General features: G+C 48.2%; 23 protein-coding genes. 3 read left to right on the top strand and 20 right to left on the bottom strand.

Going from position 1 to position 23,644, the window contains the following annotated elements; translation table 11 throughout:
• Nucleotides 1–7: 7 nt before the first annotated feature.
• From ACFPPD_RS21805 to ACFPPD_RS21790, 4 genes are all read right to left on the bottom strand, one after another.
• Nucleotides 8–2,725, bottom strand: a complete 2,718-nt coding sequence (locus ACFPPD_RS21805; RefSeq protein ID WP_209744455.1) for a response regulator — start codon at nucleotides 2,723–2,725, stop codon at nucleotides 8–10.
• A 233-nt stretch (nucleotides 2,726–2,958) separates the two neighbouring features.
• Nucleotides 2,959–3,297, bottom strand: a complete 339-nt coding sequence (locus tag ACFPPD_RS21800; RefSeq protein ID WP_209744452.1) for a peptidylprolyl isomerase — start codon at nucleotides 3,295–3,297, stop codon at nucleotides 2,959–2,961.
• A gap of 154 nt (nucleotides 3,298–3,451) precedes the next feature.
• Entirely contained in the window at nucleotides 3,452–3,742 is a 291-nt protein-coding gene (locus ACFPPD_RS21795) for a hypothetical protein (protein ID WP_209744983.1), read from the bottom strand.
• A gap of 110 nt (nucleotides 3,743–3,852) precedes the next feature.
• Entirely contained in the window at nucleotides 3,853–4,296 is a 444-nt protein-coding gene (locus ACFPPD_RS21790; RefSeq protein ID WP_209744448.1) for a HEAT repeat domain-containing protein, read from the bottom strand.
• 183 nt (nucleotides 4,297–4,479) lie between these two features.
• Here ACFPPD_RS21790 and ACFPPD_RS21785 point away from each other — a divergent pair, with 183 nt between their 5' ends.
• Nucleotides 4,480–5,205, top strand: coding sequence for a DUF4386 domain-containing protein (locus ACFPPD_RS21785; RefSeq protein ID WP_209744445.1), 726 nt, complete (start codon nucleotides 4,480–4,482; stop codon nucleotides 5,203–5,205).
• Here the strand turns inward: ACFPPD_RS21785 and ACFPPD_RS21780 are convergent.
• The 8 genes from ACFPPD_RS21780 to ACFPPD_RS21745 all read right to left on the bottom strand — a co-directional run bounded on the left by ACFPPD_RS21780 (nucleotide 5,183) and on the right by ACFPPD_RS21745 (nucleotide 14,935).
• Nucleotides 5,183–5,758, bottom strand: coding sequence for a Crp/Fnr family transcriptional regulator (locus tag ACFPPD_RS21780; RefSeq protein WP_209744440.1), 576 nt, complete (start codon nucleotides 5,756–5,758; stop codon nucleotides 5,183–5,185). The two genes, ACFPPD_RS21785 and ACFPPD_RS21780, sit on opposite strands and share 23 nt — an antisense overlap.
• 6 nt (nucleotides 5,759–5,764) lie before the next feature.
• On the bottom strand, nucleotides 5,765–7,360 hold the full coding sequence (locus tag ACFPPD_RS21775) for a response regulator transcription factor (RefSeq protein WP_209744437.1): 1,596 nt from the start codon (nucleotides 7,358–7,360) through the stop codon (nucleotides 5,765–5,767).
• Nucleotides 7,353–9,116: a sensor histidine kinase gene (locus ACFPPD_RS21770; RefSeq protein ID WP_209744435.1), complete on the bottom strand. Its 1,764-nt coding sequence runs from the start codon at nucleotides 9,114–9,116 to the stop codon at nucleotides 7,353–7,355. The genes ACFPPD_RS21775 and ACFPPD_RS21770 overlap by 8 nt, the downstream gene beginning before the upstream one ends.
• Nucleotides 9,117–9,163: 47 nt before the next feature.
• On the bottom strand, nucleotides 9,164–10,042 hold the full coding sequence (locus ACFPPD_RS21765; protein ID WP_209744432.1) for a carbohydrate ABC transporter permease: 879 nt from the start codon (nucleotides 10,040–10,042) through the stop codon (nucleotides 9,164–9,166).
• Nucleotides 10,043–10,053: 11 nt separating this feature from the next.
• Nucleotides 10,054–10,914 carry an ABC transporter permease gene (locus ACFPPD_RS21760; RefSeq protein WP_209744980.1) on the bottom strand — a complete coding sequence of 287 codons (861 nt, stop codon included), beginning with the start codon at nucleotides 10,912–10,914 and terminating at the stop codon, nucleotides 10,054–10,056.
• 125 nt (nucleotides 10,915–11,039) lie between these two features.
• Nucleotides 11,040–12,842, bottom strand: a complete 1,803-nt coding sequence (locus ACFPPD_RS21755) for a type 2 periplasmic-binding domain-containing protein (protein ID WP_209744430.1) — start codon at nucleotides 12,840–12,842, stop codon at nucleotides 11,040–11,042.
• Between the two features lie 171 nt (nucleotides 12,843–13,013).
• Nucleotides 13,014–14,135, bottom strand: a complete 1,122-nt coding sequence (locus ACFPPD_RS21750) for a Fic family protein (RefSeq protein WP_209744427.1) — start codon at nucleotides 14,133–14,135, stop codon at nucleotides 13,014–13,016.
• 455 nt (nucleotides 14,136–14,590) lie between these two features.
• Nucleotides 14,591–14,935 carry a MarR family transcriptional regulator gene (locus ACFPPD_RS21745; RefSeq protein ID WP_209744424.1) on the bottom strand — a complete coding sequence of 115 codons (345 nt, stop codon included), beginning with the start codon at nucleotides 14,933–14,935 and terminating at the stop codon, nucleotides 14,591–14,593.
• A gap of 118 nt (nucleotides 14,936–15,053) precedes the next feature.
• Between ACFPPD_RS21745 and ACFPPD_RS21740 the strand changes: the two genes are divergently transcribed.
• On the top strand, nucleotides 15,054–15,530 hold the full coding sequence (locus ACFPPD_RS21740; RefSeq protein ID WP_209744421.1) for a hypothetical protein: 477 nt from the start codon (nucleotides 15,054–15,056) through the stop codon (nucleotides 15,528–15,530).
• A gap of 636 nt (nucleotides 15,531–16,166) precedes the next feature.
• Here ACFPPD_RS21740 and ACFPPD_RS21735 read toward each other — a convergent pair.
• From ACFPPD_RS21735 to ACFPPD_RS21705, 7 genes are all read right to left on the bottom strand, one after another.
• Nucleotides 16,167–18,602 (bottom strand): DEAD/DEAH box helicase family protein, encoded by a 2,436-nt coding sequence (locus tag ACFPPD_RS21735; protein ID WP_209744977.1) that lies wholly within the window; start codon nucleotides 18,600–18,602, stop codon nucleotides 16,167–16,169.
• The gene (locus ACFPPD_RS21730; RefSeq protein ID WP_209744418.1) at nucleotides 18,595–18,921 is read right to left on the bottom strand and encodes a pyrophosphohydrolase domain-containing protein; all 327 of its coding nucleotides are present in this window, start codon (nucleotides 18,919–18,921) and stop codon (nucleotides 18,595–18,597) included. Before ACFPPD_RS21730 ends, ACFPPD_RS21735 begins: the two co-directional genes overlap by 8 nt.
• A gap of 143 nt (nucleotides 18,922–19,064) precedes the next feature.
• Nucleotides 19,065–19,379: a helix-turn-helix transcriptional regulator gene (locus ACFPPD_RS21725; RefSeq protein WP_378083327.1), complete on the bottom strand. Its 315-nt coding sequence runs from the start codon at nucleotides 19,377–19,379 to the stop codon at nucleotides 19,065–19,067.
• A 114-nt stretch (nucleotides 19,380–19,493) separates the two neighbouring features.
• On the bottom strand, nucleotides 19,494–19,616 hold the full coding sequence (locus ACFPPD_RS21720; protein WP_378083324.1) for a hypothetical protein: 123 nt from the start codon (nucleotides 19,614–19,616) through the stop codon (nucleotides 19,494–19,496).
• Between the two features lie 83 nt (nucleotides 19,617–19,699).
• Nucleotides 19,700–20,047, bottom strand: a complete 348-nt coding sequence (locus ACFPPD_RS21715) for a hypothetical protein (RefSeq protein WP_378083322.1) — start codon at nucleotides 20,045–20,047, stop codon at nucleotides 19,700–19,702.
• Between the two features lie 102 nt (nucleotides 20,048–20,149).
• On the bottom strand, nucleotides 20,150–20,326 hold the full coding sequence (locus ACFPPD_RS21710; RefSeq protein ID WP_209744416.1) for a hypothetical protein: 177 nt from the start codon (nucleotides 20,324–20,326) through the stop codon (nucleotides 20,150–20,152).
• Nucleotides 20,327–20,501: 175 nt separating this feature from the next.
• The gene (locus tag ACFPPD_RS21705; RefSeq protein WP_209744974.1) at nucleotides 20,502–21,194 is read right to left on the bottom strand and encodes a DNA alkylation repair protein; all 693 of its coding nucleotides are present in this window, start codon (nucleotides 21,192–21,194) and stop codon (nucleotides 20,502–20,504) included.
• Nucleotides 21,195–21,330: 136 nt separating this feature from the next.
• Between ACFPPD_RS21705 and ACFPPD_RS21700 the strand changes: the two genes are divergently transcribed.
• Nucleotides 21,331–22,449: an RNA-guided endonuclease InsQ/TnpB family protein gene (locus tag ACFPPD_RS21700; protein WP_209744413.1), complete on the top strand. Its 1,119-nt coding sequence runs from the start codon at nucleotides 21,331–21,333 to the stop codon at nucleotides 22,447–22,449.
• Between the two features lie 462 nt (nucleotides 22,450–22,911).
• Here the strand turns inward: ACFPPD_RS21700 and ACFPPD_RS21695 are convergent.
• A partial coding sequence (locus ACFPPD_RS21695) for an S-layer homology domain-containing protein (protein ID WP_378083319.1) occupies nucleotides 22,912–23,644 on the bottom strand: 733 nt, incomplete at its 5' end.

Below are 23,644 nucleotides of genomic sequence, written 5' to 3'. Positions count from 1 at the left end.
GGTGCGCCTACCTATATAACCAAACTCGAATTAAACTCAACAGTTGATCCAAGTGAATCGGTTTGCTGATATAGTCGTTCGCGCCCGCTTCCAGGCACTTTTCCCTGTCGTACTTCATCGCTTTGGCCGTCAGGGCGATAATCGGCAAGCTTTCGAACCGCGAATGCTTGCGGATTTCCCGAATCGCCTCGTAACCGTCCATCTTCGGCATCATGATGTCCATGATGACAAGGTCGATCTCGCTGTCCTCGTGCAACCGGTGGATGCCCTCTTGTCCGTTCTCCGCGAATTCGACATGAAGGCCATGAGCTTCCAAAGCCGTCGTCAGCGCGTAAATGTTACGCAAATCGTCGTCGACGAGAAGCACTTTTTTGCCTTCTAGCGAGATCTTGGAGCTTTCGCCCAAGACCGGGCTGCCAGGCTCGAGCGTTGCCGCGGCTTCTTGAACGGAAGGAGCGAGCAGCTCGCCGCGAACCTTGTGCACCGGGATATACAAGGTGAACGTGCTTCCGACGCCTTCCTCGCTCTCGATCCGTATCGACCCGTTCAACAGCTGAGCGATTTTCTGGCAGATGGAAAGCCCTAAGCCCGTTCCCCCGTATTTGCGGCTCGTCGTTCCGTCCGCTTGGCGGAACGCTTCGAAGATGAGCGCCTGCTTCTCCTTCGGAATACCGATTCCCGTGTCCGACACGGCGATCGCGAGCACGACGTCTCCCGTGAAGTCGAAAGCGGCCCCTCTCGCGTCTTCCTTGGCGACCATCCTCATTTCCATGGCAATGCTTCCTTCCGCCGTGAACTTAAAGGCGTTGGATAGCAGATTCTGCAAAATCTGCTGCAAGCGTTGTTCGTCCGTATGGATCATCAAGTCGGCGATTTCCTCGTCTATATTCACGTCGAACGTCAGGCCCTTGTCGCTTGCCACCGGTTCGAATTGGCGTTGCACGAATTCGACGAACTTGTGCAGCTTGACCCAGTCGAACACGAGCTCCAGCTTCCCCGCTTCTATCTTCGACAGATCGAGAACCTCGTTAATCAAGGCGAGAAGATCTTTGCCCGACGAATAAATCGTTTGCGAATACTCCACTTGCTTGGGACTTAGATTGCCTTCTTTATTGCTCGCCAACATCTGCGACAAAATCAGGAGACTGTTCAACGGCGTTCTAAGCTCATGCGACATGTTCGTCAGAAACTCGGTTTTATAGCCGGAGGCGAGCAAAATATGTTCGTTCTTCTCTTCGAGCACGGTTCTGATGTTCTCCAGCTCCCCGCTCTTCCTCTCGGATGCTTCGATCTGGTCGCGCAGCTGTTCGTTTAACGACTTAAGCTCTTCTTGCTGCAGCTGCATTTCCTCCGACTGCGTCTGCAGCTCTTCCGTGATGATCTGGGACTCGCTCAGCAAGCGTTGGACTTGCATTTGCCCGGATACGGTCTTGATCGTGATGCCAAGCAGCTCGGTCAGTTCTTCCAGCAGTTGCAGCTGGGTCGGGGTAAAAGGCTGCAAGGACGCGACCTCGACGACCGCGACGACCTGATTCTCGAACGCCACCGGCATGATGACGATTTGCGCCGGGGAAGCCGCTCCGAGACCGGATTCGATTCTGACGTAATCTTTGGGTGGCGCGCTTAGCACGATCGTTTTGTTCTCCTCGGCGCATTGCCCCGCTAGCCCTTCGCCGAAGGCGATGCTATCCGTCCCGACCGTCTCGTTGTTGGCCGCGTAGGTGCCGCCTTTGGTCAACCGCGGGATGCCGTCCTCCGCGTCCTTCCGGTTATAGAAGACCCCGTAGCTCGCCCCGATCGCGGGAGAGACGGCCTTGATGAAGATTTTCGCGAGTGCCGTTAACGTCTGAACCCCTTGATACATGGCCGTGATTTCGGCGACCTTGGATTTCTTCCAATTCTGCTCCTGCAATCGCGAATTCGCTTGCTTCTGATAGACCGCTTGTTCTTCGAGCGCTTCGGCCATCACGTTGTAGGCGTGTCCGATGCCGGCCATCTCGTCCTTCGTCGCGACTTCGATTCGCGGCAACCGGTCGCTGCGATCCGCCGCGGACGCTTGTTTCATGACCGTGACGATGTTGAATAAGCTTCTGATGATGCTTCTGGATACCCAGACGGCGACGAATAGCGAACATATTAACGTAAACGCGATAACCCCGACGATGAGACGAATGACGAATTCGTACGTATCGGTCGACTTCGCCAATGCCGTATCCATTTCTTGCTCCTGGAGGGCGTTGAACTTCTTGATGTCCGCGTACAGAGCTACCCGGATCGGCTCCGTGTTCTCGTTATGCCATATGACGGCTTCTTCCTGCTTATAATCGCGAAGCAGCTTGAGCGCCTCGTCCGTGCTTTGCAAGAACGAATCATGAAGTTGATGCAGGTTCCGAACGAGCGTCCGCGCTTCCGACTCGTCTTCGAACATTTGCTCGAGCCGGACCAGCTTGTCGTTCAATTTCTTTTTCGTGTCGTTGATTTTATTGGTGCTTTCCCAGAGCCTGTCCATCTGGAGATCGAGCAATAGTTCGTTCGTCTCCATGTTGATGCTGCTGATGTCCGAACGGACGGTATTGGCCAATTTCACTTTGGAGTAATTTTCGTCCACGATGCCGTGCATGGCTTCATTCATGCTGAAAAACATGTTCAGAACGATGACGGAAAACACGACTATCAAGATCAAAATCGTCGCGAAGCCAGCGAATAATTTGGTGCGAAATTTCATCAGAAATAAACACCCTTCTCGTATCGGAAATAGCCTCCATCCATAGTTATATCTGAATTCTCCGTGTTGTGCCAGAAAAAATTGGAAATTAGTAGAAGGGGCGGAATCATAGCGTTTTTTGGCGGTCTTAAGGCTTATTTTATCGTCATTATTCGCGGTATTTCGATAATCGCCACGCGAAAAAACCGCATAGCCGTAAGCCGCTCGCGGTTTTCGCAAATCGTCGCATTTATTTAGATTTCTTCGATCTTGACGATATGATATTGGCCATCGACCTCTAACGGTCCGAAGACCGATCCGGGAAACTCCTCGTAATCTTCCACGGCGATGGCGGCCGGCAACCGCGTCCTTGGCATCTTTCCGACGAACCCTCCGGCAAGCCTGGTGGACTCGTCGGCCGAATATTGGCGGGCCAGGGAGAAGAACTCGGCTCCCTCCATCAACTTGAATCTAATATCGCGGGCGAGCCGACGATCGTTCACGACGATCCGCGAGAAAGCCACCTCGTCGAAATCGAACCGCCGTTCTTCGGAATATCTCTCCACTTTGCCTATCTGATCCAGGGACGTCATGACGCAACTCCTTTAGACTGATGTATGGGTACCTCGTTTGCACATGATAAGCTTACGATACTCGAATAAAAGAATAATGAAAAACTCCGGATTGAAAAAACAAAAACCGCGTAGCATAAAGGCTACGCGGTCATCGTCTGAGATTTGATTATTTTTAACCCTTCGAGGCATATTCCTTGTTGGCGGCATCCAGCATGGATTTCCAATCTTTGAAATCGGTCTCCCTAGCCACATGCCGATCAAGCAACTCCTCGAGGATGTTGCTGATCTCTTCCCGGGTCTTCGCTTGGAAATTCCCCTTCTCCATAAACTCGTCGAAACTGGCGGAACGGGAATGTTTACCCATGAACTTCTCGTTAAACAGCTTCTCGAGCGAGATATGGTTCGGATCTTCCTGAATCGTCTTCTGTCCTTGTAAATCCTTCAACAGCTCGTCGAAGGACATCGGCTTTTGTTTTTTCAAAACTTCACTCCTTGGAACTTTATTGTTTCGGACGTATCCTTCTTATTCTATGCGTTAATACATCGATGTCAAGATGTTTCGTCGATTCCGTTCTATCTGGTCACTAGAGCGGCCCACTTGTCTTCCAGCCACTTCTCGAACCCCGTGCCCAGTTCTCCTTCGTACGTATCGTAGATATCGAGCCTCATCTTTTGCAATTTCACCTTGAACTCTTCGAAAGAATGATCCTTGGGCAAGCTTTTCTTGATTCGGACCAACGTCTTCGTCAGTCCGTCGATCAAGTCTCCCTTGCGCCTTTCCGGCAACTGCACGGATTCGCCCAGTTGCTCTAGCTTGCGGAACGCGGCTTCTCTAATGCGATATACGGTATCGTTATTCATTCGGTGCAGGAGCACGTCGATCGTTTTTTGGCTTTTCCACTGTCCAAGCTCTTCGACCGCGTTCAGACGCTCTCTCCAATTGGAAGTCCGGTTCGCGGCTGTTTTTAACTGCTCGTAATTGGGGGGTAATTCGTTTTTCACTTCGTTTGCGTTCAAGCGATCCCATCCTGTTCTATGTTTCGTCGTATATTCTTATGATTACCGGAAATAGCGCTCCTTAACGCCTTCTTATTCTATCATGAATCGAAGAACGACACGGCTCCCTTGATTTAAGTCAATGAACCGGCATCATCCGCGTATTACAATGGAATCAAACCATATATTAGGGGAGATTATCCGATGATTACCTTAGTAAGAGAACGAACGGATCAGAGAAAAATGGCTTTAACGGCCGGCATATCGCTTATCGTCATGGCGTTTGCCGCATTTTTCTCGTATGGCTTTGTCCATGGAAGCCTTGTGGTCCACGGGGATGCCAGCGCCACATTTCATAACATCATGACATCGCATATGCTTTTCAAAGTCGAAATCTTAGGTTGGGTCGTTATCCTGATCTGCGACATCGTGGTCGCCTGGGCTTTCTATATCTTCCTGAAGCCAATGAGTAAAAGTCTCTCCTTGCTCGGTGCATGGTTCCGTCTTACCTATGCGGCAATCTTGGGAATTGCCATACTGGTCTTATTAGTCGTGTCGCTTCTCTCGAGCAAATCAGACTATTTATCCATATTTACAACCGATCAACTTCAAGCCTATGCGATGCTTGGTTTGGAAGCCTTTGAATCGATCTGGTCTATGGGTTTAATTATATTTGGCGGGCATCTGCTGATCGTGGGCTATTTGGCTTTCCAATCAGACAGCATACCTAAAGTCATTAGCGTTTTGTTGCTGATTGCTTCCATAGGCTATATGATCATTCACCTATTTCGTACGATTCTTCCGCAATACGATGGGATCATTACCCTTCTGGAATATGTATTTATCGTGCCAATGAGCGCAGGAGAGTTGGGCTTTGGGTTATGGTTGTTGTTTCGAGGAGGGAAATCTATTTCAGGACCCGTTTCTTGATTCTGCTTAATGACTCCGGAGTCATGCCAAGATAACTCGCCAATTGATGCTGGGGTACGCGGGCGATTAAATAAGGTCGATTCTGTAATAGTGCTTTGAAGCGTTCTTCAGGCGTAGATGCGATAAATGAAGCGAATTCATCTTGTACTTGACCAAAGTTTTCCTCGATCATCTTGCGTGTCATCGATTCCAATTGACCGTATTTGTTATACATGTCCTTTTCGGTATCTAGGTCGCCCACGACCAATACGGAATCTTCGAGACACGTAAAGGTGAACTCGGATGACTTATCCGGTTTATGATCGTTGAATACGGTAATGGCTTGCTCTTCCGTGAAGAAATTCGATGTGACTTCTTTCCCCTTCTCGTTAATCGAATACTGACGTACGCATCCCTTTAAGACAAAATAACATTTCGTGGGAAGATCTCCTTGTCTGAGGAGATCTGTTCCTTTCTTATATTCCTCGACATGGATCTCATTCACTATGGCTTGTTGTTCCTCTTCGTTAAGAGATGTCAACCTAGTCATGATCGTAAATAATCGATCTTTCATTCGTCTTCATCTCCGATCGCGATATTCTTGGGGAGTCATGTTCGAAAATGCCTTAAACAGCTTAATGAAATGCGGCACTGCCTGATAACCGATGATTTGGGCGATCTCGTATATTTTTTTGTCGCTGCTGCGCAGCAAATACGCGGCCGATTCCATCCGGTATCGCATAATATAGTCGCTCAGATTGTTTCCCGTTTCTACCCGGTAGGCTCTCGATAAGTAGGCGGGATGAAGACCGACGTGCGCCGCAAGCGTGGACAGCGATAAATTGTCGTTCATGTTGCGCTCGACGAATGAATGGACCTTGTTCACTAATCCCGTCTGCTTCTCGGATGAATCCTCCGATTGTTCTCTAAGACGTCGGAAGAGGTAAAAGGCCCACTTCTCCAACCGCTTCAGAGAAGGAGCGGCCGGCATGAGACCGAACGAGGACGCGCCGATCTCGCTGAGCAGCTTGCCTTTCTTGTGCGCCATATACTGATAGGCGTTAGCAATGGCGAAATACGCTTCATTGGCATGCTCGGGAGGATAGTCCACGCTTTTCAGTTCATCGAAGATTTGGGTTAACTTTTCCTCCGCATGCTGCCAGTTCCCCGTATCGAGCAAATGAATGAGGAGAGGAGGCCGGTACAGCGATGTCAGCGTTCCGATCCGAACCTGATCGAGATTGCCCGCGATCCGCAGAAATAGGCCTTGCCGCCCCTCTTCTACCCGCTTCATCCCATCGATGACCGATCGATACAATCCGGGAACGCCTTCGGGAAAGCTCACCCCGTTAACGGCCAGCGCGATGGACACGCTGCCGTTCAAGAGGGATTCCGCCTTGTTCTTCAGCGTAGCCACCCGGGCGTCCATCGTATTCCGATCGATCTTCGCGGCTTCTCGGGCCGACACGACAAAGACGAGATATTCGTTATGATCGCGGCAGAACCACAAGCGAAAGAAGTCCCTAAACAATTCTTCCGCCATATTCGTGACCGCATATTCGATAAGCTCTCTATCCATGCTTTCGTATTCTTGCAGCCTGCCCTCCAGCCGCACGATGAACAAACCGACTTCCCGATGCAGGGAGAAAGGGATGTCCAAGAGGAAAAGCTTCCGTTCAAGCTCCGCGTTCGGGATGCTGTTATCGTGCAGCAGACGATTCAGGAGCTCGCTCTTCAGCGTGGGCAGATTTTCCCGGAAGGCGTATCCGTCGCGTTGTTGCTGCCGTTGCAGCTTCATTTCGGAGGTCAATTCTTCGGCTAATTTGCCTAGCATCTCCCGAAGCTGATCGGGGTTTACCGGCTTCATTAAGTAGCCGGACGTGTTATACGGGACAACGCTTTGCGCATATTCGAAATCGGCATACCCCGAGATCACGATGATTTTGACTTTACGGCCCAATTCGCGGATCTCCCGAATCAACTCGATTCCGTTCATCTCCGGCATCCGTATATCCGTAATGACGATATGGATGTTTTGTTCCCGATAGAGCTTTAGAGCCTCTTCGCCCGTGAATGCTTTATGAATACGCCCGATTCCAAGCTCGTCCTTCGGAATCGTAGCGGCGATACTGTCAACCTGAGAGGGGATATCGTCTACGATCAGAACTTCAAACATCGGAATCGCCTCCGTCCTTAATCATCAACCCCACGCGAAGTCCGCCTAACGAGGAATGGTCGATCAGAAGCCCCGAGGAGGGTCCGAAGTAATGCCTTAGACGTTGATGAACGTTCCTCAGCCCTAGGCTGCGATCCGCGCTCGATTGCAGCTGCAAGGAGTGCCTTAATGCTTCCAATTCATCCGGATGCATGCCGACGCCGTTGTCTTCCACGAGGAGTTCCCAGCCGTCCTCTGTCCGCGTGCCGGTGATGACGATTTCGAAATTCCCCTTCTTGCCTTCCATTCCATGCACGATCGCATTCTCGACAAGCGGCTGAAGCAGCAGCCGGGGCATAAGCAACGACATCGCGCCAGCTTCGATATGTTCATCGAATTGCAGCCGCTCGGACTGCATCCGGTGGATCTCCAAGTAATTGCGTATCAATTCCATTTCTTCGGCCAATGAAGTCAATTGTTGCTCCGTCCGGGTCGTATAGCGATAATACCGGCTCAAGTGCTGCGTGAAGGCGACGATCGCTTTCGTTCGTTCAAGCTGTGCCATGCTTTGGATATAGGCGAAGTTATTATACAGAAAGTGCGGATTGATCTGCGCCTGCAGATGCTTGAGGGACGACTCCTTGGCGTGGAGCTGCTCCGCGTACACCTTGTCTATCAGCGTCTGGATATCCTCGGACATCAGGTTAAACTGCTCGATCAAATAATGGAACTCGTTGTTCGACCTGCGCTTGATCCGATGATCGTAAGCGCCCCGCCGGAGCGATTTCACCGCGCGGATCAGATCGTTGATCGGTTTCTGCACGTTGCGGTACAAGAGCGCCGCGGAGACGACGCCCATAACCAGCAATAGCAAGCCTGCGTAATAGAACATCCGCTTGCTGTGATCGATGGGCTCAAGCACCTTTTTCATCGGCTGGAAATCGACCAAATACCATCCCAGCGACTTGGAGGTAACGTAATTGACAAGATACGGTTCATTCCGAAAGGTGATCTTGACAGCCCCTTCGGCCCCGTTCTGCGCTTTGATGCTATCGAATTGCTCCGCCATGGCGCCAATCGACTCGGGATCCATCTCCCGCGGCACGATCGGATCAAAGCCCGGATGGTAGAGGAACGGCTGTCCGACGCTGCCCTGCATAAACCTTTCGAGCATTTTCACAAGATTATCCGACGTGAACGTGACTTCGACATACAAATTCGGATCTCCCTGTTTGGAAACCGACTCGAAAGGCGTTATCAAATCCCGCACGAACGCTTTCTCCGGTCCCCGGTCCGTCACGATAACGCGATAATCCCAACGTTGCTGGCTCGCGTTCCTGAAGTAATCCGCATCGTAATTCTGCTTCAAATTCGTAGAAACGACGACATCCGAAAGCGGAGAATAGACGGTAAAATCGTTCACCCATTCGAAGGAGGTTGACTGCATATCCAGCTTCTGCAACAGAAGTCTCTTCGATGCCAATAGGGAATAGTCGGGTTCGGGGGAAGACCGGAGCTGCAGCTGCAGCGCATCCGGGTCGGTCGCGACGACGAAGGCGGCTCTCCATAACCGGTCCGCCTCGACGTCCATCTGCTCCACGAAAAACCGGATCCGATTCAGGTTGATCTGAAGCAGCTCTTGTTCGACGACGCCAGTGCTGGTCTTATTCGAAGAATTATACATGACGACGATCGGGATGAGCATCAGGACGATCACGATCATGACTTTCGTGAAAATATTCATTTTGCCGACCGTTCCGCGTCTGATTCCGAACATAGGAGCTCACCCGATTCGATCGGATTTAGGATGCCGGCCAAATCCCTCTAGGACTTCACCGAGCCAAGTACGATTCCTTTAACGAAATACTTCTGCAAGAAAGGATAGACGAGCAAAATAGGCAACGCCCCGATAAAGATTTGCGCCGATTTGACGGTACGGTTGGAAAAGTTCTCTACACTTTGCAATGTTACACCGACTCTAGACAAATTGTCACTCACAATCATGGAATGCAAATAAGTAGCCAGAGGATAGCCGTCCGGATTGGACATATAGATCACGCCGTCGAACCATGAATTCCAATGAAACACCATCGTAAACAAAGACAACGTCGCGATGGACGGCATCGATACCGGCAAATAAACGCTCCATAACACTCTCAGATGGCCGGCTCCATCGATATAAGCGGCCTCTTCCAAATCCTGCGGAATCGTCCGGAAGAAATTGAGCATGAGAATCATGTTCCATACGCTGACGGCCGAAGGCAATATCAACGCCCATATTTTATCGATCAAGTGCAGCTTGCTTATCAAGATATAAGAAGGGATCAGCCCGCCCGAGAACAGCATCGTAAAGACGAAAATCCAAATGTAAAATTGACGGCCCGGGAATTTGTGGCTTGATTTCGATAAGCTGTAGGCGGCCATCGTGACGACGGCCATCGATACCACCGTGCCTAACACGGTCCGCTCTACGCCGATCCACAAGGATCGGATGAACATGTCGTTGCCGAGCGTCTTCGCATAGGCATCCGTCGTAAAGCCGACCGGCCAGAAATTGACGATATTCGCCGTTGCCGCAGCCCGCGAGCTGAATGACAACGAAAGTACGTGAAGGAGAGGGAGAACGCATATCAGCGCCAGCAGGCTAAGAAAGATCGTGTTCGAGATCGTAAATACGGTGTACCCTCTAGAGCGGTAGCGCATGGTCGTCCTCCTTAGAAAATCCGGTAATTGGCTAACTTGAAGGCCATTCTGTAGCTGATCACGATCAAGACGAAGCCGATCGCCGATTTGAAAAGTCCGACCGCCGTTCCGAAGCTGAACTGTCCGTTGTTCAATCCTTCCCGATAGACGAACGTATCGATGATATCTCCGTGCGAATACACGAGGGGGTTATACAAATTCAGAATTTGATCGAATCCGGCATCCAGAATCCGACCGAGCGACAACGTGGCGACCACGATGACGATCGGCATAATAAGAGGAACGGAGATCGATTTGACTTGCTGCCAACGGGAAGCCCCGTCGATCTCGGCCGCTTCGTATAGGGCCGGATTGATGCCTACTAGAGTAGCCAAGAAAATAATCGCGGAGAAGCCGAATTCCTTCCACACGTCGCTCAGAACGACCGTAAACCGGAACCATTGGCCGTCGCCTAAGAAGAAGATGCTATCGATGCCGAGCGAATTAAGAACGCGATTGACGATTCCGCCCTCCGTCGACAGAATATCGAGCATAATGCCGCCCAGAATAACCCAAGACAAGAAGTGCGGCAAATAAACAAGCGTCTGCACGACTCTCTTAAAAAGCATCTTCCTGACTTCGTTGAGCAATAGAGCGAAGATAATGGGGATGAATAAATTGATGATCAACTTAAATGCGGCGATGATTAACGTGTTCCATATGATCTGCTTGCCGTCCGGGTACGTGAATAGATACTTGAAATGGTCCAAGCCTACCCAAGGCGAGCCCTTGATGCCAAGCCATGGCTCATAGTCTTGGAAGGCGATGACGGCCCCGAACAACGGAATATATTGAAACACGATGACCAATGCCAAGGCCGGGAACAATAGCATATGAAACGGCCAAGTTTTTCTCCAATACGTTGCCACTTCGCACCCTTCCTTTCATTGGAAAAACGGAGGAGCTGGCAGCGAAGGCTGCCCTCTCCTCCGTCTTCAATTCATGCTGTCGTCTCGCGTTATTTGTTTTTCGCGTACCATTCGTTGACTTCGTCCGTAATCTTCTGGCCGCCGTTATCCAGCCATTGCTTGACGAATTCGTCGAAGTACTCGATCGATTTTTCGCCGTAAATGATTTTGAGATAACTTTCCGTCGCGAGCTTCTTCAGCAATTCGCCTTTGGATTTCATCGTCGGCGTCATCGGACCGGTAAAATAGTTTTTGCCATCGGCGGCGGCGCTTTGGTTAACCCGAACGCCCGCGGCGTCAAGCTGTCTTTTCTTCAGTTGCTTGACGTCGAATTCCAAGGCCGTTACGGGCTCGGCGTTCGGATCGGCCAGAAACTTCTTGATGGCCGCATCGTTGGAGTGCGGAATGCTCGTAAAGTTACCGAGAATATTCGTCATCATGAATCTAATGTCAATCGTTCCGCCGTCTTTCAACGGCCATTGGTCTGCCGGGACGCCTGCCGCTTCGTAGTTGCCCTTGACGATTTTGCCGTCGAATTTCACGTAATCGTACCCTTCGTGGTAACCGTCTTTCCAACGCGCATCGAAGTACGGATCGCCTGCCAGCTCCAATTTTTTCGCGAATATTTTGTTAAAGTACGCGAACCAGGCTTCGATATTTTCGAAGTCTTTTCTGAATACCGTGAAGCCCTGGGTCAGCGGCTTCTCCGCGCGTCCCACTAAGCCGTTCGGACCGGCCGGAAGCGGATACGGCTCGAAATCGGCTTTCGGATCGTTCTTGGTCGCGTCTCCGAGCGGCCAATCTCCCATCCAGAACGGTCCGAACATGATGCCGGCTTTACCGCCAGCCGCCAATTCGGAAGCTTTGGCCGGATCCTTGATGCCGGCTTCTTTGTCCAGGTAGCCTTTGCTCATCCAATCTCTCATCTTCTGCAAATACAGCTTGGCGTCCGGATGGATCGCGCCATAGCTCAGCTTATCGTCCGCGCCCTTGTTCCAGAACAAGCGCACGTCGTAAGTATTGATCATTTGATCAGTGAGGGCGGAGACGATCGCGTCCGTCTGACCCATCCAAGTCCAAGGCCCTTCTTTAAGCGGGACGGCCAGACCGATCGTGTCGTTCTTACCGTTCTTATCGGGGTCGTTCTCCGTGAATTGCTTCATCACGTTCTCGAATTCGTCCAACGTTGCGGGCGGTTGAAGGCCTAGATTGTCAAGCCAGTCTTTGCGAATCCACATCACCGTGCCTTCGTCGCCCATGAAGAAGGCGGGCAACCCGTAGATCTTGCCGTCTTTCTTGACTTCGCCCAGCGCGTAACCATACGTCTCCAACAGCTTCTTATACTCGGGATGCGCGTATTTCTCGATCGCTTCGTCCAGAGGCATCAGTTTATCGGCCGCGAGCAAGCTCTGAAGCGGATCGTTCCCCGCCGCGAAGGCATCAGGCAGCTTGCCGCCGCTGGGAAGCAGCAGGCGAAGCTTCGTATCGTAATCTTCCGGTTTCGTTACGATAAAATCGAATTTCACGTTGATTCCCATATTGTCTTTCATCCAGCGGAGGTTCGCATTGTCTTCCATCGACTCGCCGGGCTTGAACGCATTGCCCCTCGAAGTACCATCATCTACGATGGCAGTCGTAATCGTAACCGGAGGGTCGAACTTCTGATTCACCGGATCCTTCGGCTCTTCCGCATTGCCGGATTCCGACGCGGACGGACTTGCCGACGCGGACGGACTATTGGCTGAGCTCGCCGATTCTTGATTGTTATTGTTCGAACACGCGGCTAAAGTCGGCAATAATCCAATACCTATTGAAAGCGTTAACAATCTTGCTACCTTCAAATAACGACTCATGGTTTACCCCTCTTCTATGTGATGATGGTACCTTTTACATTTTTAATTATGTTGTCAGCGCAGGGTGGTGTATATATTCGGTTTTTAACCTCGTATCGAAAAACGTACATTTGCTGGTTGAGTTGATTCGAGGATGCAACAGACCCAGTACCTGTGTGGCACTGGGTCTGATCACTTAATAAAATGCGGAAACATTTCGGGCGATTTTCGAATCTCCTTGGCTAGGCGCTCATATTCTTCAGTCAATTTGATAGATCTAACTCTCATTGCCTCTTGATCGCGTGGTTCGATAAACCCTTCTTCCCTCCAACGACTTACTTTTTCTCTGACGGAACGATCCGACAAACGAAGAACTTCCCTCAGTTCACTTGTCGTAATCGAATCTTGTTTAAAGGTTAGTTGAGCAAAAATCATCCTCTGCTGAGCGTCTAATTTTCGAATAAGCTCAGGTTCAACTTTCATCATCTGGTTAGATTTTTCGGACACAATTGTTGCAGCTTCTTGAAATACTTCCGCCAGACCATCGACAAAAAACTCAAGCCACGGGGTCAATTCCGCCTCATTTCTCCCGAAGTAATAATTGTGATGCAGTCCTAATTGGAGTCTGCGGTAGTATTCAGCCAAATTTCGATCATAGAAGTTTTCCAGCACGAACAATCCTTTTAAGCCGTACCCGCCGCGGCGCAGAAGATAAGTCGTTAACATACGTGCCGTCCGGCCATTTCCATCCAAATACGGATGGATCGTCAAGAACTGCCACATAAAAATGCCTGCTTTTATCGGAATTGGAATCGTATAAGTTTCTGGGGAATTAACCCAAGCAACCAGATCCTCCATTAATGAAGAGACATCACTCCATTCAGGAGGCAGATAAAATCCGGAAGCATTTCGACTTCCGACTTGATTCTGTTCCTCCCGATATTCGCTAATACGGGGTCTTCGTCCATGAGCGATTCTGATGATAGCGTGCAGCTTCTTGATCAACTCCTCAGTAACCGGAAGTTGTCGTCTTTCCGCTTCATCAAGGTATTCCAAAGCTTTCATTAAATTGTAAACTTCCTGTTCCTCATCATCATTGCTGTCTTTGTATAGGACTTTTCTTTTTGTTGCTTCATCGAGAGTATTTCCTTCGATCTTGGTTGAAAGAATAACCGTTTTTTCCATCGACTCTTTCTTCAATAAATCGAGGATTGATGCAGGTAATGGGAGCAAATCAACAACTGCACTTGAACGTTGTACATCCATAAGTCTGCGGGCTATTAGGTCGGATATAATATATCTTGGCGTAAACACGCAAATCACCACCCTTTGGAAAACATTATATCATTGCCGCTATTTTGCCGCAAATAAATTAATTATACCTAATAAGTTCTTCTAGATCGGCTTGAAAATTTGGATCCCGAGGATACGGTGTGGACGTCTAATGTCTCAATCAACGTCCTGCATAGCGGCATTTGAATTCCCGAATTAGGCACTGTCATCACTAGATCGAATATCCTATGTTTTCGCCAGCATCCAACATTATCTTGCTAAACTTTTATTCCGAGAATAGCAAAGTTCCCTGACAATTACTTGCCAGGGAACGGGTGTTTGGTATATTTATTACGCTAATGATTTCATTCGCGACTTTGGTTGTACTTATACTTTCATTCCACAAAAGGAAATGACCGCCCCTCTGCTAGGATAACGGTCATTTCTTGATCCCAATTCCCTAAGCCGACCAAATTCTTGAAAGAGTAGTAACTAAATCAGTCCTCCCAGTCATCATCAATTGCCCTATCAATATTCTCTTCGATCTTTTCTGATATTAACTCATCTAGTTCATCGTCATCGTAAGGAACCAATGTAATTAATTTCTTTCTTATGGATACCCACGAAAAACTCAGTATCTTATTTTTCTCAAGTCTTCGTAGTGCCTTTGATACATCAGACTTGGTTATTCCCAAATGTTCAGCAGTCGTGTTCTGGTTATTTCTGATCTCATTTGATTCAATAAGATCAGAAATAATGAACAGAAATACCTTATAGTCTTTAGCTTTCAACTCGCAAAGCGAAGCATATTCCAAATATTTAAGCATTGTTGACTTTTTCATTTCTTTCCTCTCCATCTATTTAGTATCAAATAATATAACTATTATTTTAAATAATTTTGACACTAAAAAGAACACTGTGTTAGTCTTATATTAATTCACCTAAAGGGAGATGTAAACTATGATAAAAATTGTGCGCACAGAAGTTACTCAGTCTGGCCCAAAAATTATTGTAAAACTGAACAGAGTTCCGAACGATGAATCCATAGTTTTTGCACTAGCCAAAAAGATGAAGAACAACCCCTGCAAGATAGCATCTGTTAAGTATAATCAAGATGATCTGGATATTATTGTTATCAATAATTTGAAAATTAAGCGTAAAGATACTGGCGAATATGTCGTCAATACTTCCAAGAGCAAGTTACGCTCAGAACACTTGCCGCTTAAAACTCTCCGCAAATATTTTCAGTCACCCCAATATACGATAGTAGCTCAACCAATCTTACAAATAATTATTAATGAATCGGATGTTATTACGCGCCCGATTTCTCGGCTTTTAGATTTAAAGTACAAGAAACGTGAAATAAAACAGTTAGCCATTAAGGAAATGAATCTCTATAAGTCGTTGAAGTCAATTAACGCAAAGTATGATGAATAAGATCTTCTATTACTAGAGTTGCTTTTATTTGAAAAGTAAGCGACAAACAGCCCACACCATGCTTTCATGATGAGGGCTGTTTGTCGCTTATGACATTCCAAATATGCTGGTTCTTTGACCAAACTATCATAAATTATTCGATCTAGGCATTATTGCACTTGACCCAGAAGATTGTCATTCATTAATTTATGTTGTCCAACCTCTCCTCTACATAAAACAAGAATACAATTGTTGCACGAGATCTCTGTAACATGCGTACGTTACCATTATGCAAATATTTTCTTACCAGTTTCCCAAAAGTGGGTTTCTGTAGTAAATCAAAATACTTGAGCGATACTGTCACATCTCAATCATTACGAACCATCAATATTACCGTCTCCACATGCCCCGTATAAGGGTTCATACTGGCTTGCGATTTGATCTGTAGCAATTCGCAGAAACCTTGATTTGACGGGCATTTCCCTAATGGCTTTCCGTTTGGGAAGGCTCGTTTCTGCTCGTTTCTGCTCGTTTCTGAAGATGTTTAACATCAATATTACATCAACTTCAATCCTTGACCTTTTCGCTGTGAGCGGGATGTTGCATGTTCATTGCAAATATCTAACATCAACAATGACATAAAATCTTGGGAATTCATTAATGAAGAGGACCCTGCTTTTGCTCCCTACGTTCAAAGTGATGATGAAGCCTATAGAGGCAAATCTCTTTCGTCCAGCGGTACAGAATGGAACGATGCTCGAAGGCGAGCTCCAACCTTAAGCCAAATACACCATCCTCGAAGCGCGTCATACTTCCTTTGGCTGAACCCCACTTTGTCATCGGCATACGTTCTATTAGCTGGCTAACCCCAACCTCACTATATTCCCACAGCCGTTTGGACTCATTATCCGAGAAATCAATTCTCCTCCGGAATTCCTTATTCATCAGGTAACCGTGAAAAAAAGGCGCTACCTCTAGAGGAGTAACAGGCCCCGTCCAGCTTTCTTGACCGCGTTCAAGCATATAGAGAAGAACGATCATTTTATAGCTTTTGCTCATGACCGTCTTCTCGACATCACGGATCCAGGCCTCATTGCGATAATAAACTTCCTCTTCTTCCTTCGTTAAACATTCGGCCCAATGAAGAAAACCGACATACGAACCGAATTCGTTCCGATATTCCCAGCTGTTCGAATTACCGAATAGGTGAAGCTCAAGATACGAGGGGATACGTCCGAGCTCATTTTTTAGATCAAGGAAGGATCGGTGTAACCGTTCGCGATGAGGCAACTTCTTCTTGCTTAATTCGTCAAGAAGATTGATAACAGCCGTCTCCAGATGGAGTTCGCATCCAACAGGTACGGACGGAATGACCGATTCCTTAGCAGTCCCCTTGGCATCCCCATCGTTTGCGAATAAACGCAGCTTTACGTCTGCATTTCTGTAATTGCCTATTAAATCGATAATCGTGCAGTGAGACTTCTCATCGGATAACCGTAGCCCCCGACCAATCTGCTGCGTGAATACCGTTAATGACTCCGTCGGACGTACAAAGAGCAAGGTATCCACACTAGGAATATCCACTCCCTCATTGAACAAATCCACCGTGAATATGATCTTTAATTCCCCACTGTCTAAGCAATTAATCGCATCTCCCCTTGTAATTCCCACTGCACCAGAGTGTAGGCTGATCGCGGATACTCCCTTATTTTGAAAATAGCTCGCCAAAAAATCCGCCTGTCGAATGGTGGAGCAAAAGCTAATCGTTCTTGTTTGCTTGTGCCCGTTCCATGCATCGTAAATCTTCTCGGCCAGCGTTTTACTTAACTGGGCAGCAGTCAGCTGTTCATCATCGTAGTGTGATCCAAGCCACCGGATGGATGAATAATCCGTATCATCATAGACACCAAAGTATCTGAATGGAGATAACCAACCACGACGGATGGCCTCGAGGAAATGAATCTGGTAGGCGACGTTGCCGTCGCAAAGGGCATACACATCTTTACCATCCATCCGGTCTGGTGTTGCCGTTATTCCTAGTAGAAATTTGGGTTTAAAATATTCGATAACCGATTGATAGGATATCGCGGCTGCATGATGGAATTCGTCCACCACAATGAGGTCGAACCGATCCGGCGAGAACGACTCGCGATGCTTCTTCATTCCTAGCGTATAGATCGAAGCGAACACACACTCGGCGTCCCCCTCTTTCATCACCCCGTTGAAGATACCATAGGTTTTGTCAGGCATAATGAACTGGAACGATCTCTTCGCTTGATTAAGAATTTCTTCACGATGCGCAATGAATAGCACTCGTTCAAACCGCTGAGCGAAGAATCCGGCAAGGTAGGTTTTCCCGAGTCCGGTAGCCATGACTACCATCGCTTTGTCATATTCCTCTTCTAGCGTTCTCTCTAGCGCATCCAGTGCATCGATTTGAGCAAACCTGGGTAGAATCGGCGTCCGTTTGTCGTCACGCACCGTCTCTTCTGCCGGATTTACCGCGTTTTCGGTGCGGTACTCTTCTTCTTCTATCTCCGTAATCATTCGAATTAACTCCGGATTGTTACGATGGCAGGTTCGATACTCCTCATCATATAGAGAGATCGTGTGTTCATTCAACGGAAGCGTAGAGTCGTGATAAAAGTTCTGCATGAACTTCTCTAGAGCTACTTGGAAGGTATATGGTTCGACTTTGGCATTCATCGCCAAGTTCCATTCCATCCCCATCCTCATGGCAGACATGGAGAAGTTGGAGGAGCCGACGATTAGTAGGCCTTCACCGTTGTCATAGTCAAATAAATAGGCCTTTGGATGAAAGGACGTTCCCATACTCCGCCATAACCGTGCCTCCAGGCGACTATCTATATCTCGTAAAGCTTGCAATCCTTCAGGTTGCGTAACGAACAGATAGTCCCCGGCGAGAACCTTCACTTCGGCTCCTCGTTTAATAGCCGCCTTTAAGTGCGGCGCCAATAATCGCACACCAGATTGCATAACAAAAGATGTCATGATATAAATTCCGGAAGCATGCAGCATTCCGTTAATTAGCTCGTCTGCTAGATTTTCTGTAATCAGCTTAACATTAAGCATCGTCGACATCGATGAGATACACCCGTTCCTGAAAGCCGCCTCGCGCTTCCAATTTTTTCATCCTCATCGCTTCAAGTTCTTCCCATGTGGCGCCATGTACGGCGGTCAATGCACGAATCACCTCAATCATGTCGGAGAGCTCTTCCAATGCTTCCTTCGGGTTGTTGGCGGCGTAAAACTCTTCCGATTCTTCTTTAAGTTTGGTTCTGAGTTCTCTCGTATACTCTTCCTCATCAAGGATGCGCGTGCGGCATTCAAGCCCTTTCGATTGGATCACTTGGGGAATAAGATCTCGAACAAGTTTGTTGTATTCGGGCATGGTTACAGCACCTTTTCTATGTTTGTTTACGGCTACAAACAGTCTATTTCGATCATTTTTTATAATACTTTAGGCTTCATTATTTCCACTTCTTTTATTGACTCATGTTCTGCGAAATCTATAAGACGCGCCATAATATTACTTTAGTAACGCTGTTCATAACGCTTTAAATCTGCATCCTTACAAATCGGTTTCTTATTGAAATCCTGATCTGTAACCTCCGCCTTCTGGAACCGGCTGATCCTGAACGTACGTATACTCTGTTTAGAGTGACAATACCCAATTAAATAAAATCGTTGATCACGGGGGACGAGGTAGTACGGGTCTATTTTCCGCTGCGTCGTTTCATTTCGGTATTGGGCGTGATAGACAGTATCGATTGTCTTTTGTCCCAAGATCGCTTGAATGATCGGTTGCAAAAAATTGGGGCTTTCTTTGCGATACGCAGGCGTACCCATCTGAATGATGCTTGCGATATCTTCGATGATGCGGTATCAAAGCCTGGGGGCATGTTGTCCCTATCTAGCAAGGAGGGGAGTAATGAAAATACGAGAGCTTCTTGCTCGGTTAAGTTAAGCGGATAGAGGAAGAACTTGCCCATAAAACGGTATCCGGTTTCCGTCTGACGCGGAAATGCCAGGATTCGCCTGAATGGCGTTGATGATGTTAAAGATGCGAATGACTTTGTCGATCATACGAAACTCTCCTCAGTATCGCTTCAAGTGATATCTCTGAGGATAAATTTTCGACAAAATCCAACTTTTTCCTTCTCGTGCCGTTATGGCTTTAGCCCCTGCATTATGTTTTCAACCCATTGAGGAATGAATTCCGACCGATGTGTAATCGTACCGTTGTCTACACCTAATATTATCTCGCCTTGTGATTGACTATTATCAATCACAATTAAATGATCAATCCAGTGAAGATGAGAAAGTAAATTTTGAATTGATGTTTGATGCCTTCTTATAATATCTTCAGTGGGTATATGATGTCCGCCATTCTGTACGCGAACCGCAACCCTCTCTATATTTAAATGATAATCGCCTAGACCGACATAAAACATGGTAACTTCGAATCCGCTCGCCTTAGCATCCCGCATAAGTCGAATAACGTTGCCACCAGCCAATGTTGTTTCTACTGAAAAATCTCGACCGTTACGAATAGGTTTCGGATGGTACTTTTGCCGCTTCCATTGTTTCCGGCAAAAATATACATAATGGGTGCCAACTCATGCATCAGGGACATCCTGCCCGATAACGGGAATAACCGTGCCGTTACTATATTCTTTTACAATTTGACCTTCTGCAGTTTTGTAGACTATGTATGTCTCGTTCGCTTTCGCATCTAGCTTAGCGCGATCACCTGTGAGCTTAATGAGCTTCTGTAGATCTTTTATTTGATGCATATGTATCACCTTCCCGTTACATAAGTATCGGTTATCTGAATCAATTATAACATATTGGCTAGAAGTCACTTTACGGTAAACGTGCCTTTCGCAGGTTCGCTTCCCAAAGTGAATGCGTAGGTTCCCGGCCATCCTGCGGCAGATAAAAAATGCTGTCGTTTTAGCACCTTACGTGTTAGCGTTTGAACCCGATTTGCCCTTTATCTATGGCCTTCTGAATATTATCGGAGGCATTCAGGAACTTGCTTTTTGTTTTGTCCTTGTTCACTTCGACCGGGCCTACCGCCTTAGCGGTCTCGATCGCCCGATCATGAAGCGGCACATAGGATACGCCCACCGTGTAAATAAAATGATTCATCGCGTACTTCGCTCGTTCGGGGGAGTCGTGAATCGTCTTTTTCGCAAGCTCGAGCATATCGGCTATTTTGCTTTCGTCGAATTCGCTGTCCGGCCGGTTGCCCATGAGCCAGCAGTAACAACTCCAGCCCGCCGACATTTTCAGTTCTTCGCCGCTCGCGATCCATTTATCGGCGACTTCCTGCGCGATATCCGTTTCCGCTAAAGTTACCGCAACCACGAAATCGGACAGCATGTAAAAATAAGACGCATCGATCCAACGCTCGAAATCCGCTTCCGTCATGGCTTCAGGGTCTGCAATGATGCCGGCAAAGTACATGGCGTCGTAATTCCCCGTGGCGTAAAGCTGCTCCGCCAAAGGTTGATTCAATTTGATTTTCTTGGCGATGGGCTTCATCTCGCCCGTAGCCACGCCGAAAAGCGGTTCGTGCGCTCCATTGGATTGGTAAATCTTCTTGGTTCGTTCCTTGCCGAGCGCTTCAAGCTCTTGCATGACCGTTTCTATGTTCATCAAAAATCGCGCAGGATACTCCGATCTTCTATAAGTCGGAGAGGAATGAGCGTCAGGCATGAGCCTGAATGCCTTTTTTCGGATGCTTCCTCTCCTTTAAAGTATGCTATAATTGGCATAGAAAGAAGGCGAACATATGATCGTAACGGTGACTGCAAAAATAAAAATGAAGCCAACCCAAGCTCAAGCGGAAGCGTTGCTAGAAACCATCTCTGCTTATCGTAAAGGCTGCAACCTCATATCTTCAGTGGTGTTTACCACCAGACAATTAAAGCAGCCTTCCCTGCATCTAATCACCTACAATAAGCTTCGCAGCACCATAGGCCTCCGTTCCCAGATGGCTCAATCGGTTATGAAGACCGTCATCGCCAGATACAAAACCAATCGAAGTAATGGCCACGATTGGACGCAAGTTCAGTTTAAGCAGCCGGAGTACGATCTCGTATGGAATCGCGACTATTCGTTAACCTCCGGTTTGTTTTCAGTGAACACCCTGCAAGGGAGAATCAAGGTTCCCTTTGAGAGGAAGGCGATGGAGGCATATTTCGATGGTTCCTGGATGTTCGGAACCGCGAAGGTAGTCCGCAAGCATCACAAGTGGTTTCTACATATTCCGATGTCCAAAGAGATCGCCGAGCCGCAGTTGGAAGAGATGACGCAGATTGTAGGCATTGACATGGGAATCAACTTTCTCGCGACAGCCTATGACACGCAGGGCAAAACTGCCTTCTTTCCTGGAAGGGCGATTAAACGAAAGCGAGCAAGATACAAACAAATACGCCAGCAATTGCAGAAGAAGCAAACGCCATCCGCCCGCCGCAAGCTCAAGCAAATGGGGCAGCGAGAAAACCGTTGGATGACCGATGTGGACCATCAGGTCAGCAAGGCACTCGTTAGCCGATATGGAGCGAATACATTGTTTGTGCTGGAGGATTTAACAGGCGTGCGCAACGCGACCGAACGGGTCAGGCTCAAAGACCGCTATGTACCGGTATCGTGGGCGTTCCACCAGTTGCGCAAGATGGTGGAGTATAAGGCACAGCTTGCAGGGGCTAGGGTCATTGCAGTTGACCCAAGGTATACCTCGCAAGCATGTCCCCGCTGCGAACATACGCGGAAGGCCAATCGAGACAAGAAGAAGCATCGCTTTTGCTGCAAGAAATGCGGCTATCGGAGCAACGATGACCGAGTAGCGGCGATGAACCTTCTAGCCAAAGGAAAGGCATACCTTGGAGAAGGTGCAAGCATAGCATGACTATGCTTGCAGGGCAGCCGTCAATCTGCCCGTCGGTAAGCGAAAGCACGCCGTAGATGTGACACCATGTTCTTAATGAACAGCCAAAGATCGGAGTCGAAAGACGTTTGCACGATTGGGTAGTCACAAGCCGCCACTTCAAACATCAGTTAAGTGGGGGTTATTGACCGTTTAGCACTTCCTTATTATCGGAGTTGTTCCTATAGCCTTTATCATACCTAATTAAATGAAATTCGAAAAACCGCGTAGAATCAAGCCTTTTATTAGCAGTTCTACTGCCCTTGATTGCGTTCTGACTACCCTGATTTGCATTTGTTCAGACATTTCTATTAATCTGTCCGCCGCCCTCGGCCCGTAGTGCGATCTGATTCGCGAATAGCAGCAGGTAGTATGAAAAAAGGTTATCCCTCAAGCAGTTTGTTTGACCGCTTGCTGAATAACCCTGAAATTTACACCTGTGTATTAAATCAGTTCAGACTTTTGCAGAAGTCTCTGCACGATGGCCGCGACCTCCGCTCTGGAAATATACGCTTTTGGCGCAAGCTGTGTGCCGCTTCTGCCGGAGACGATTCCGACCTGCAAGCAGTCGGCAATACCGCTCTTCGCCCACTCCGATGCGTTGCTCGCATCGGCGAAGGGACTCAGCAGCTCATCTGCTGCTTTGGCCCCAAGGCTCGCCCCAAGACCGGTTATTTCCATCGCTTTCGCGATGATCGTCATCGCTTGCTCCCGCGTGATCTTGTCCATCGGGCGGAAGGTGCCGTCTTCAAACCCGCTGATCAACTTGTACGCATAAGCGGTTTGAATCGCGCCGCTGTACCAGTCCGTTGTCTTCACGTCCGCAAATGGACTTGAACCGTTCTCCAGCTTCAGCCCCAATCCCCGAACCATAATCGCAGCAAACTCCGCGCGCGTAATATCTTGATCGGGATTGAACATGTCATTGCCGATGCCGCTAATGACCATCCGCGAGCCCATGTCGTTCACCGCATCCTTCGCCCAGTGCTGCGCGACATCCTTAAACGCCAGAGGATGCCAAACGACGGAATACGTACTGTTCGTTAAGCTGTTCACTTTCGCATAGTACTTGCCGTCAATGACGACGATCTTGGTCGGTACATGGCGAACGGTTCCGTCCGGGTCAACAACGACCCCGGTCGTGATTTTGCTCGGGTCTACACCGCCAGGAATTGCT

It is taken from the genome of Cohnella suwonensis (assembly GCF_042655365.1).
GTDB lineage: Bacteria > Bacillota > Bacilli > Paenibacillales > Paenibacillaceae > Cohnella > Cohnella suwonensis.
The sequence above is the reverse complement of the archived record's forward strand: the minus strand, read 5'-3'. Positions and strand labels throughout refer to the sequence as shown.